Genomic DNA, 12,639 nt, shown 5'->3' on the forward strand with positions numbered 1-12,639 from the left:
ATGAATGACTTAATGCTGCATCGGGCAGCACAATTATTAGAAGCTGAATTTGGTCCCCAATGGCGTACTGTCGCTGACATGCTTGGAACGGAAGGATTGCGAAAACGTGTAGGAAAGGAACTGACTTCTTTCATGGCATACCCAGAACGTGGAGCAGGCGGTAACAGCCAGTGGCGTGGTAACTGCTCCCCCGAAGTGGTTGCAGCACTTCTACGCTATTGCCTGGACGATAAGCGATATTACGGAAAAGATACCAGCACCTTTACCCTCTTAGATCCTATGAGTGGCTCTGGGACTTCAAAGGCGGCTGCTGACCGTTATCAGGTACGCTCCCTGCTCTATGATCTAAATCCGGCACCTGCGTATGGAAAAGGTAACTGGAATGCTCTAAAAGATGAAGTAGAGGATTCCGCTGATCTCATCTTTTTCCATCCACCCTACCATAATATGATCCAGTATTCCGGAAATATCTGGGGAACCCCTCACCCGGACGACCTATCCCGCTGTGAAAACTATTCGGATTTTCTTGAAAAACTAAATCACTGTATCCGGAAATTTTTCCTGGCACTTCGGAAAGGTGGGAGGCTTGCCATACTGGTAGGCGATATGCGGCTCCATGGTAAGTTCTATAGTATGCAGAATGATTTAATGCGGATGGGTGATTTTGAATCCTTTCTGGTAAAGGGCCAGTTTAATTGTGTTTCTGACAATCGGACGTACAAAAAGCCTTTCATTCCCATTGTGACAGAATATGCTCTGTTGCTGAAAAAAACAGATTCTTTCATTATCCCCTTCAGCATCCGGCAAGAAGGTGTGTTTTATGTACAAAATACAGATATTCTTGCACTGACTTGGCATCATCTAATCCGGATGACAATGGAGAGTATTGGAGGAAGAGGGGCTTTAAAAGACCTGTACGATTTATTAAAGGAACACCCAAAAGCGAAAAAGAATCCGCATTATCAGGAACGTATCCGTGCCACCTTATATGAACACCCAGACGAATATATACCTGTATCGAAAGGATATTTTCGTTTGAGTTACCCTGTTACATAAAAACGAGCCATGAAAAACAGATTTTCTATGACGCTACAAAAGGAGTGTGAACACTATGACAAATCGAAAGCACCATGTGAAAAATAGACAAATAACGACACTCTCAGGATGGTTTCATTCTTCGCTACGGGTTGGGGAACGTGCTATTATTTCTGGAGTCAATGGTTTCTCTATTCTGACATCTCCTATCCTAACGATTTTGGAAGTATCAAATGACAGTATCGTTTTCGAAACAGAAAATACCATTTACCATTTGGTTCATACACCAGAGACCGTATCGGAAGTGATGTGTGCTTGAATAACATATATGAATTGGGAAGCAGGCTTTGTGAATTGCTTTCAACTTTGAAGAAAAACCGAGAATACGTTCCACTTGAAATTTTACAAACACAGTATCGGATTCCTTATGAAAGCCTAAAAAAGCAAATTGGTGATACAGCAACAGCTTTTGTAAAAGAAATTACATTATCAAAGCTTATGATAAATCCAGATGTATCTCTGGAAGAGCAGATTTCTGTTATCCAACAGGCAATTACAACATCCGGGATGCTCAAAGAAATGAGCTATACCTTATCAAAACTGTATGATGTGGAACTACTGCACAGGCAGGCATTAAAATTAAGGACATATATTGAAGATGCTCTATATCCATATATTGCCCTTCAGGATTGCCTTGTCGTTGATATGGAACGTATAGAGGATACGCCAATTATCTACAATACAATTACCCAAAAGGTTTATGAGAATGGGCAATGGAGTAAACAGAATTTGGATCTGCATGGGAAACTATTAATCTATGTAAAATCTAGTCCTCCTATGCCTGCAGCAACAGAACAAATAAACAATGGATTCTAAATTCAAAAATTTTTATGTCAAGAAGGGAAACTTTTATGGGTTTCCCTTCTTATGAAAATAATTTCAGTTGTTCATATTCTGCTGTCCGATTCAACAGTATGGGCTTCTTAGCAAGAATAAATTCTACCGCTGCATCCTCCATAATCCAATCTTCCAGTTCTTGTCGTTCCAAAAGCAATGGCATCCGTTCATGCACTGGTGCTACGGAAGCATTTGCCTGCGTAGTCAGAATTACAAAACGATTTTGACCATTATAGATTTGATAACACCCTGCCATAAATAATGTGGCATCCTGCTTTGGACTTTGAAAAGTATATTTTTCTTTGTTTTTACTCCATTCGTAAAAGTGATGGGCAGGAATCACACATCTTCGATGCAGCACACTGTCCCGAAAGGTCTTCTTGTCCAGTATCGCCTCTGCCCTTGCATTGATAAGCAGTCCCTTTCCCTGGAACCCCGGAAAGCCCCACTGCATCTGCCTCGCAGCCACTTCCTTACACTCCTTTGTAAGAATGACTGCAGATTCAGACGGGTGGATGTCCTGTCCATGCTCTATCTTTAAACGCTGGTCCAGTTTCCTTACAATCTTTTCAATTTCCCGTGAAGTTTCATCATCCACATAATATCTTCCGCACATTTTCTGTCCTCCTTTTTCCTATTTTACTTCATCCCTGGTATCTTATACAACCAGTTTCCATGCACAATCCTCCGGACAAAAGAGAAGCACAAAATTGATTTGTTTTCCCAAAAGTACCGCCTGACATCTATACTTCCAGTTCAAAATTCCCGCATACCACTGCTTTTCTACAGTCAGAACCTGGATATGATTGATTTGAATAATCTCTTCATCCTCCCCTTTTACCTTCAGCATCAATGGCAGAGATTTTCCGGTAGCTGTGAACCAGCACTGGACTGCCACCTCATGATAGGTTCCGGATAAAGGCTCCTGCTCTGTATGCTCTGTATTTATTCCGATTCCAAATGCCACCTTTCCTTCCCCCTTCCCGCTATTCTGTCTTTAATTTCTCATAGTCCACAGAACGTTTTTCCCGTGAAATGCCACCACTCATGTGATCAATACACCCACCTAAAAAAGCCGCACGTATTACCGAATCATTCCCATACCGTTTTCTGATCTGATCTATCGTTTCATCCATTTTTTCCAGTTTCTCATAATCATTCGTATCAAACAGATTTAGTTGTCTCATATTCACCTGATCCTTGATGCGGCTGGTATGGATTCCCAGATGCCGGATGGGTGTCCCATCCCAGAGCTGGTCAAATAACTGGCAAGCACACTGATGAATCTCTATCGTAATATTGGTTGCATTCTGAAGCGTCATCTGGTGACTGGCATAACTGAGATCATAATTCTTGATCCCTACTGCAATCACTTCTGCCCTGACTCCTGCTCCACGAAGTCTGCTTCCTACTGTCTCTGCCAAAGCCAACAGCACCAATTTTGCTGTAGATGCATCTGTCACATCAAAAGGAATCGTTGTAGAATTGCCGTATCCCTTATTAGCAGGCGGGGCCGACTGGACTACAGACACATCAATCCCATTTGCAAACCCCCAGACAACTTCCCCATGTTTCTTCAAATGTTGTTTTAAGTAACTCGGATCACTCTTTGCCAAATCTCCTATGGTCCGAATTCCCAACTTGAAAAGTGTCTTTGTTGTTGCCCGTCCTACAAAAAACAAGTCGCTTACCGGCAATGGCCACATCTTTTTCTGTAACTCAGACTTCCATAGTGTGTGCACTCTGTCGGGCTTCTGAAAATCACTTGCCATCTTAGCTAACAGTTTATTCTCTGAAATACCGATATTCACTGTAAATCCAAGCCGTTCCTTAATCTGTCTCCGCATCTTCTCCGCCGCTTCCACTGGTGTCCCCCAAAGCAATTCCGTTCCAGTCATATCTACAAACGCCTCATCTATCGAGTATTGTTCCACTGTGGGAGAATACTCTTGCAAAATTCCCATAAAAGCTTTGGAACACCTCTCATACAATCCATAATTCGGAGGCACTAAGATAAGATTTGGACATTTCTGTTTTGCTTCCAAGATTGATTCACCTGTCTGTATCCGATATTTCTTTGCTGGAATGGATTTTGCCAAAATGATTCCATGACGCATCGCCATATCCCCACCTACCGCTGACACCTGTTCTCTTAAATCGCCTTTCCATCCCAAATGATGCAGCCGATATACCGCTTCCCAGGACAAAAAGGCAGAATTTACATCTATATGAAAAATCACTTTTTCCAAACTCACGTTCCCCTCCTTTATATCTCATTATATAGAACATACGTTCTGAAATCAAGAGATAATATTTTCCATATCCATGCTTCCTCTATATATAGTAATTTTCTTCTCAGAATAAACAATATATAGTGCTTTTATATTGACACATACTACATATAGTGTTACACTTACTATGTAATTATTATTTGTGTCATCCGGAAAGGATATACGCACGCAGTTTAGGTTTGTAAAAGTGTCAGAAGTATACCACGCTACCAGCAGGGACTTCTGGCTTTTTTATTTTGCAGGAAACTGCACGCATTAGAGAATGAACATCCGTGTCATTCTCTTTTTTTATGCCTGAACGCAAAGAAAGCCTGCTAATAAAAAGTCAAGTGTTTTTTTGAAGAAAATTTCAAAAATCCGATTTGATATTTTGTGCATAACTTTTAAGCCGCCAGAAATGCCGGCTTTGAAAGTGGTGATATAGAAAAGGGTGTTATTCTGTCTGTTCTAAGTTCCGCAGACATTCTTTGACTTTACCATAGTAAATGCGTAAGAACTTATTCGCTCCGGCTGTCATGTAGACATAGTAAGGCTTTCCCTGAGACCGTTTTTTGTCAAGAAAACGGTACACCGGATCGGCTTCAGGAGCATTTTGCAACAAGGTTGTCATGATCTGAAACAATGTTTTGCGCAGACTTGCGGATCCGACCTTTGAAGCCCTGTTGCTCTTTGACTTGTGCTGGCCGGATTCATCAACACCGGGGTCTACGCCCGCAAAGGCGGTCAGTGCTTCCCTGTGGGTAAACCGGGATACATCGCCGATCTCAGCGATGAGCTGGGGACCATAGGTTTTCCCAACGCCATAGATGCCCATTACGGTGCTGTATTCTGGAAGTGTGGATGCCAGTTCGTTCATTTCCCTGCGGAGTCGTTCTACATGTTCGGAGGCAAGATTTAACTGCTGGATGCTTTGCTGGATCAACAGCTTATAAGTCTTCTCCTTTGGAAAGACGGCAACCAACTCCTTCGAGGCATTAAACAGTTTTTCTGGCTTGTCCTGCTGAAAGATATAGTGGTGCTTCTTACAGAAAGACATGTAGCGTTCTGTAAATGCCTTTAACCCAATCTTGCGGACACAATCCGCATGCCAGAAAGAATAAGCATAGTCAACCCATTTTTCACTCCCGTCCTCACGGGTGGGGCTGTCAAAGAGTTTGTTTACACCAGGATAAGTATTATCCAACAGTGCAATCAGATTTGCTTTTGCGGCAACCTTTTGTTTCATAAAGAAGCTGAATTGAGAGTTTAAAGTTTTTAACTGAGTACGTGTATTGTCCATACCTGAATATTGGCGCAGTTCCGTCCAGTTGTCAAGCGTATAGCGGGCAATTTTGCGGGCATCCGCCGGATCCGATTTCACCTTGCGCAGGGAGTTGTTGCCAAAGTTTTTAATCAGGTGAGGATTTACAATGGAAATAAACAATCCAGCCTCGGATAGAGCCTTTATCATAGGCTCATGATATCTACCCGTACACTCCATAACGATCTTTGTGGTGCCGTCTAATGAACTCAAATAATCTGCCAGTTCATTGAGGTTTTGGGATGTGTGGGAGACATCAAAGGGCTTGCGGATCACAGTGCCGCCAGGCTGCAGGACTGCAACGGTGCTTTTACCCTTTGAAACATCAATACCTACTGCGTTGTACATTCTACGTACCTCCAAAAGTGAATTTGCATGGATTCCAGCATTTCTCATTGCCTATTCAATCTCCTGGGGTATCAAACGAACGTGAAGTAGTAGTTCAACCTGCATAAATCGAACGGCTGCAATGACAGGCTGGCTGACAGGCTTTCGTACGGACGCCAATGGTCCTAGGAGGTGTCGTCAGACCGATGCCTAATCATTATACAGCTTAAACAATGAGAGGATTAAGTCCCAACTGGCTGTTGGGTACTGAAACCCTACACTTATATATTAGGAGGAGGAAGAAAAACCGGAACAAATAAGAATTACAACTATACCATAGAAAAGGAGACAAGAATAAAATGAACCACTCTAATGAATTATCAAACGTGGAAAAAATCAAACAACTGGTGGACCATCTGAATTTACAGCGTAACGCTTATTATAATGAGAACAGTCCGAATATCAGTGATGCGGAATATGACCGAATCTTCGATGAATTAGTGGAATTAGAAAAGCAGACAGGCTTTGTCTTATCCAATTCACCGACACAAACCGTAGGCTATACTCCCATCAGTGAACTTCCCAAAGTAAAGCATCCGGTCCCTTTGCTCTCTTTAGATAAGACAAAGCAGGTACAGGACTTGATAAGTTTTGCCGGTAAGCAGCCAGTTCTGTTTATGCTGAAGTTGGACGGATTAACGACTAAATTAGTCTACGAAAATGGAACACTTGTAGAGGCTTCCACGCGTGGCGACGGAGAAATTGGGGAACTTATCACCCATAACATCCCTGCATACGTTGATGTCCCTCTCTCAATTCCATATAAAGGCCGGCTGGTGATTGTTGGAGAATCCTTCATCCCAACCCATGACTTTGAGCGTTTAAAAGAAACCCTCCGAGATGGAAAAGGAGAACCTTACAAAAATGGGCGAAATCTGGCTTCTGGCTCTGTGCGAAGTCTTGATCCGGCAAATTGTGCAGGACGCTGTCTGCACTTTATGCCTTTTAATGTTCTGGAAGGTCTGGACTCTCCATTTCTCTTTCCAGACAGCAGAGCTATGAAAATTTCCAGCCTGTTTGACTATGGTTTTCAGCCTTGTCCTTATATTGCTGCAAACCATCCCTTAACCTCGGAACTTGTAAATCAGTATATTGAAAGGCTGACTGATCTGGCAGGCAAAAAACATCTGCCTATTGACGGAATTGTAATGATTTTCGACAGTCTGGACTATTCCAAAAACTGCGGGCGTACCGGACATCATTATAAAGATGGACTGGCTTTTAAGTTTGAAGACGAAACTTACGAAACCACTCTTCGCAATATAGAATGGACACCCACCCGTTTCGGAGAAATTGCACCTGTGGGAGTTTTTGACCCTGTGGAAATTGACGGATGCTCTGTTTCCAGAGCAACCCTTCACAATCTGACCTTTATCAAAGAATTAGAATTGGTGCCAGGTTGTAGAATTTCTGTATCAAAACGTAATATGATCATTCCTCATATTGAAGAAAATCTGGAACGTGGTCATTACGTAGATGCAGTTCCTCCTGTATGTCCATGCTGTGGTTCTCAGACTCGTATCTATCAAAGAAAAGGAAATGATGGGCGTCTCATTGAAACGGTGCATTGTGACAATCCCAACTGTGATAGCCAGATCCGAAAACGCTTTACACATTTCGTTGGAAAAAAAGCAATGAACATCGAGGGACTCTCCGAAACTACCTTGGAAAAATTCCTGACTTTGGGTTATCTCCAGACATTTCCGGATATTTACCATCTAAATGAACATCAGGAAGAAATCTTACAGTTGGAAGGTTTCGGTAAAAAATCCTTTGAAAGATTATGGAATTCCATTACTTCCAGCCGGAATACTACCTTTGTCCGGTTCCTGGTTTCCATGGATATTCCTATGGTCGGAAGGACCAAAAGCAGGATTTTGGATACAGTATTCCACGGCAGTCTACAGGAATTTTTTGATGCTGCCTCTGATGACTATGATTTCACCCAGTTAGATGACTTTGGTGATACTCTGAATCAGAATATCCATGACTGGTTTTCTGATGAAAACAATTTAATTCTCTGGCACGAACTCCAAAAAGAACTTATATTTGAAGAAAGAAAGGAAATGAATACTATGATGAAAGAAAATGTATTTACAGGATGTACTATCGTTGCAACAGGAAAACTTGCTCATTTTACAAGAGATGAGATCAACTCGAAGATTTTAGAGCTTGGAGCAAAAGCCGGCAGTTCTGTCACAAAAAAGACAGATTATCTAATTTGTGGGGAAAAAGCCGGCAGTAAATTAGCAAAAGCCCAGTCTCTCGGCATTAAGATTTTATCTGAAGATGAGTTTCTTGAAATGATTGCGTAAGGAGAAATCTATGAGTATCATTACATCCGTTTTTCATATCTATGGATTTCTTATTACAGAAGAGGCTGCTAATCTTATCCTTCGATATACAGAGGAAGTTTTTCCTGATTTATACAAAGAGTTCTCTGATCCAGAATCACTCTTAGCCTTTCAGGAATATCTTTGTGAGAAACTTGATGGCTGTCGTTATGGCACTGCTGAGTCTATGACGGTATGGAGGATCAAAGATCAGGAAGAACTGGACTTAAATCCAGGAGAAGAATTTTATATCATTGAACTTAAAAATTCTTCCCACTTATTTTCACAGGCGTATTCTTCTTATACGGAAGTTATCCAAGAAATTCAAGAAACGTTTGGTGAATTACTTCCTCCCGATTTTCCATTAGATGATTTTCTTGTGGAAATCATGGGCGAAGTTTGGGGATAGTGAAATGGGGTGACGCCCCATTTCAAACATCTTTTGCAACTTTACATTTATAGTTATTTTACCGTTGGAAAGCACCTTCTTTTTTGATATAATGAAAGCAAATGGAGGGATAACGTATATGAGTATTCAATCAGATATAGAGATGCTATCAATTGAAGCACTGGAATATTATGCTAAAAAGCACCAAATATCAGAAGACGATGCCTTTAATATTTTCTACAAACATCAAGTATTTGAAAAAATACTGGTACAACACGAAACGTTGCACCAATTAGATATTCATGATACTTTTCAATACGTAGAAGATATTATAGAAGAAGATACGCCCACGCTTGTTCTTTTCCATGGCTCCAATATTGCATTTGATAAAATCGATTTGAACAAATCACATAACCGTCGTGATTTTGGTCGTGGATTTTATTGCACAGTTCTCGAACAGCAGGCAAATGAATGGGCGAACCGCCTGTACTTGCGTACTCATACTGGCGGCAAATATGTGTATCGGTATATCTTCCAGCAATCCGAGGAACTAAAAATCAAACATTTTGCCACCTTGGACAAGGAATGGTTGGAGTTTGTCAAACTCAACCGTACTGTCGGCGATATCCAGCATCACTATGATGTTGTAATTGGGCCTGTTGCGGATGATAATACCATGGAAACTGTACAACTTTATTTGTCCGGTATCTTGAGCGTGGATGAAGCGGTTACAAGGCTTCGGTATAATAAGGTTAATAATCAGGTTTCCTTTCACACCCCACTTGCTCTTGAACATCTGGTATTGGAATCTCGAAAGGATGTGTAAAACATGGAAGGTAAATATTTTTTTAACGGAAAAGATATTTCAATGAATCTGTATATTCAGATCCGGGATGTTATCGATATTATTATGGAAAAGAGTAATCTTTCCTTTCCGGATGCCATGGGCAAATTTTATCATTCAAAAACTTACAAGGCCCTACAAAATACAGAAAATACTCTTTGGGCGGAATCTGCCGGCTATATTGCAGACCGCTATTACGAAGAACAAGAAGAAGCACAAATAAACAAATAACAAACAAAAAAATATGTTTAAGAAGGAACTGCTTACCATAAGCGGTTCCTTTTTTGTATAAGAAAGAAGGGATTACATGTATATTAATACCTATTCGAATCATTACCAGCAAACAATTGACCACTTTCATGGAGCATACGCTTTTCTTAGTAACTTCTATCCTTCCCGGATATATTACCGGGGCTACTGGTATGCAAATAATGAGGCTGCTTTCCAGGCACAAAAGACCATTTCCCCTAAAGAACAGCTTCAATTTACCAAATTAAGGAATCCAAAAGATGCAAAAAAACTGGGAAGAGAAGTGCAGCTCCGTTCAGACTGGGAAAGTGTAAAGCTTATGTACATGTATGAAATTTGTATGTGCAAATTCATGCAGAATCCTACCCTATGTAAAGCATTACTTGCTACTGGGAATTGTCACCTTGTTGAAGGAAACAACTGGGGAGATTACTTTTGGGGTTCTGTAAATGGTCATGGCGAAAATCATCTGGGCAAAATTCTTATGGATATACGTGCAAAGCTTCAATTTGAATGTTAAAACATAATTTATCCAATTTTGCACTGTATGAACTGCAAATATTTTGCTATAATGAAAGATAGATTTTAAAGAAAGGATTTGTGCTTATGTATCTGAAGCGTTTTGTCTATGACCGTCTTCTGGATTGGAAAAATGAAGGAGGTCATAGTACCCTGGAAGTCGGTGGAGCCCGTCAGGTTGGAAAAACCTACCTGATACAGAAATTCGCTGACGAAAACTACAAACACAAAATTTATATTAACCTGTTTGAATTAAGCGGCAAACAGTTTATGGAATGTTATAAACAGGCAACCGACTGGACACCTGGAACAAAACGGCGGGAGCATCCTCTCCACGATGCCTTCCAGTTATATGAACCGGACTTTATTGATTCTGAAGATACCGTCATCATTATTGACGAAATCCAGGAGTCTTCCGAAATTTATAACCGTATCCGGGAGTTTACACGTCACTTTAAAGCCCATTTCATCATCACAGGAAGCTACCTTGGACGGATTTATGATCCAGAATTCCGTTATTCCAGCGGCGATGTCACCAAACTCACCATCTATACGCTTTCTTTTGAGGAGTTTTTGATGGCCTATGATCAGAATCTGTATGGCGATTACAAAAAAATATCTCTTGTTTCCTCTGAAGCAGAAGTCTATAATCGCTTAAAGGAAACCTATGAGCTGTACTGCCAGATTGGTGGCTATCCCAAAGTGGTCGAAAACTATCTGGAAAACCGGAACATCGTAAAAGCTCAAGGCGAACTCGTAAAAATCATTGATACCTTTACCAATGAATCCATTCGCTATTTTACGGATATTTTGTATACCAAAGTGTTTACCCATATTTTCTTTTCCATCTGCCGTATTTTAAATCGTGAAAAGAAAGGATTTTCAGAAGACAGCATCAGTGAAGAATTGCAAAAACTGGTAACCAAAGACTACTCCAGCAATATTTCAAAGGCTACCTGCAACCGTGCCATTAGCTGGCTGTACTTTTCTGGAATCATTGGATTCTGTGCAAAAATAACAGAAATGGACATTCTGGATTTTAAGTCTGCAAGCCGCTGCTACTTCATGGATATGGGGCTGGCAAATTATTATCTGACACGTACCGGTACCGATTCCCGTGTACTTGCAGGCACATTAAATGAAAATTATGTCTATATCAACCTGAAGAAACGCCAGGATTTTCCACCGGAAATTTCCTTTGAAACCCCAGCTTTTGCTACTTACCGAGGCGGAGAAATTGATTTTTTGGCACAAAGCCTATCTTCTTCCACCCGATATTTAATAGAAGTAAAAGCCGGAAAAGGGACTGCTTCCACTGCCCAGAAAGCTCTGGCTCAGGGAAAAGCAGATAAGCTTCTTTATTTAAAAGGGGCAACCAAAGGAGGAATAGACGGAAAAACAGAAACACTGCCTATTTATTTATTGGAACAATACAAGTTTAATTAAATTTATGTTTACGAAGAGACTACTTGCGAGTGGTCTCTTTTTATTTAGAAGGATCACGAAAAACACAGCACTGAATTAGTGAAAATTTATGAATTTATGAGAATTGGCATAGATGTGATGTTACGGAAAAGGGGTATGGATTTATTCTATTCCCTCTTTTGTCAATGCCAATTCCCATCAAGAAAGGAAGAATTACATGAACAATACAACAACTGAATTACAATGGGGAGATGTCATCTTCAAACCTGGACAACGTGTGCGGACAACCGATGCCAGCGATTATGCAGGATTGGATGGTGTTATTTTGGAAATTCATACCGGCGAAGATAAAGAAACCGACAATCTGACTCCTGATATTCACTGTTGCTTTGATTTTCCTGAGTCTGAAGCAGACATTCGGAAACTAGAGGAACGCTTTTCTTCTCTTTACAATATGCCAAAAAAACTGGATGATCTTGCTTTGGATGAAGTGATTATGTCCCCGGATGAACTGATTTCTATTCCAGAAGAACCCTCTCGTCTTCTTCATTATATTGGTACAGACGAATGGGCTCGCCCGGTATACCAGGATCAATATGGGAAGTTGTGGAAAGATGTAGAACTTGGTGACTTTGAAATTCCTCATCTGCACTCTGCAGTCGGAAATGAATTTGATGGAGAACCGGATATGCCTATCCGGAAACCATTTAGAATTTTAACAGATAAACCGAAAAATCCTTATGAATTTCAGTACATGATGCTTAGTCGTTTACAAAGCGACTGTGAGTATTACTTGAATTACGGAAACCGTTGTACTGGACATCTGTACTATCACAATGAAAGCAAACAAATTGCCGCCATGAAAAAACTCTGGAATGAATTTCCGGATGATGGGAAACCAGAATGGTTGACATGGAAACAAATCCTAGAATACGAAAAAGCAATGTGTTCAGACACAAAATAATAGAACC

Annotated in this window: 13 protein-coding genes; 9 read left to right on the forward strand and 4 right to left on the reverse strand. The window is 40.8% G+C overall.

The window, feature by feature from the left end; translation table 11 throughout:
• Window positions 1-1,056, forward strand: coding sequence for an SAM-dependent methyltransferase (locus MUB35_RS25375; RefSeq protein WP_117843965.1), 1,056 nt, complete (start codon window positions 1-3; stop codon window positions 1,054-1,056).
• Window positions 1,057-1,344: 288 nt separating this feature from the next.
• Complete coding sequence (locus MUB35_RS25380) at window positions 1,345-1,911, forward strand: hypothetical protein (RefSeq protein ID WP_227295519.1); 567 nt, start codon at window positions 1,345-1,347, stop codon at window positions 1,909-1,911.
• Between the two features lie 49 nt (window positions 1,912-1,960).
• Here the strand turns inward: MUB35_RS25380 and MUB35_RS25385 are convergent, their stop codons facing one another.
• The 4 genes from MUB35_RS25385 to MUB35_RS25400 all read right to left on the reverse strand — a co-directional run bounded on the left by MUB35_RS25385 (window position 1,961) and on the right by MUB35_RS25400 (window position 5,871).
• Complete coding sequence (locus tag MUB35_RS25385) at window positions 1,961-2,548, reverse strand: SOS response-associated peptidase (RefSeq protein ID WP_054337544.1); 588 nt, start codon at window positions 2,546-2,548, stop codon at window positions 1,961-1,963.
• Between the two features lie 42 nt (window positions 2,549-2,590).
• Window positions 2,591-2,899 carry a hypothetical protein gene (locus tag MUB35_RS25390; protein WP_054337543.1) on the reverse strand — a complete coding sequence of 103 codons (309 nt, stop codon included), beginning with the start codon at window positions 2,897-2,899 and terminating at the stop codon, window positions 2,591-2,593.
• A gap of 19 nt (window positions 2,900-2,918) precedes the next feature.
• Window positions 2,919-4,187 carry a Y-family DNA polymerase gene (locus tag MUB35_RS25395; protein ID WP_054337542.1) on the reverse strand — a complete coding sequence of 423 codons (1,269 nt, stop codon included), beginning with the start codon at window positions 4,185-4,187 and terminating at the stop codon, window positions 2,919-2,921.
• Between the two features lie 469 nt (window positions 4,188-4,656).
• Entirely contained in the window at window positions 4,657-5,871 is a 1,215-nt protein-coding gene (locus MUB35_RS25400; protein WP_244807030.1) for an IS110 family transposase, read from the reverse strand.
• Between the two features lie 338 nt (window positions 5,872-6,209).
• Here MUB35_RS25400 and ligA point away from each other — a divergent pair, with 338 nt between their 5' ends.
• From ligA to MUB35_RS25435, 7 genes are all read left to right on the forward strand, one after another.
• Window positions 6,210-8,225, forward strand: a complete 2,016-nt coding sequence (gene ligA / locus MUB35_RS25405; RefSeq protein WP_117843962.1) for an NAD-dependent DNA ligase LigA — start codon at window positions 6,210-6,212, stop codon at window positions 8,223-8,225.
• A gap of 10 nt (window positions 8,226-8,235) precedes the next feature.
• The gene (locus MUB35_RS25410) at window positions 8,236-8,652 is read left to right on the forward strand and encodes a hypothetical protein (RefSeq protein WP_004223763.1); all 417 of its coding nucleotides are present in this window, start codon (window positions 8,236-8,238) and stop codon (window positions 8,650-8,652) included.
• A gap of 118 nt (window positions 8,653-8,770) precedes the next feature.
• Entirely contained in the window at window positions 8,771-9,457 is a 687-nt protein-coding gene (locus tag MUB35_RS25415; protein ID WP_015526830.1) for a DUF3990 domain-containing protein, read from the forward strand.
• A 3-nt stretch (window positions 9,458-9,460) separates the two neighbouring features.
• On the forward strand, window positions 9,461-9,706 hold the full coding sequence (locus MUB35_RS25420; protein ID WP_004223767.1) for a hypothetical protein: 246 nt from the start codon (window positions 9,461-9,463) through the stop codon (window positions 9,704-9,706).
• A gap of 76 nt (window positions 9,707-9,782) precedes the next feature.
• Window positions 9,783-10,244, forward strand: coding sequence for an NADAR family protein (locus tag MUB35_RS25425; RefSeq protein ID WP_004223769.1), 462 nt, complete (start codon window positions 9,783-9,785; stop codon window positions 10,242-10,244).
• Between the two features lie 86 nt (window positions 10,245-10,330).
• Window positions 10,331-11,689: an ATP-binding protein gene (locus MUB35_RS25430; protein WP_015526829.1), complete on the forward strand. Its 1,359-nt coding sequence runs from the start codon at window positions 10,331-10,333 to the stop codon at window positions 11,687-11,689.
• Window positions 11,690-11,885: 196 nt separating this feature from the next.
• Complete coding sequence (locus MUB35_RS25435; protein WP_015526828.1) at window positions 11,886-12,632, forward strand: LPD11 domain-containing protein; 747 nt, start codon at window positions 11,886-11,888, stop codon at window positions 12,630-12,632.
• Window positions 12,633-12,639: the final 7 nt, after the last annotated feature.

It is taken from the genome of Blautia sp. NSJ-175 (assembly GCF_022867815.1).
Taxonomy (GTDB): domain Bacteria; phylum Bacillota; class Clostridia; order Lachnospirales; family Lachnospiraceae; genus Blautia; species Blautia celeris.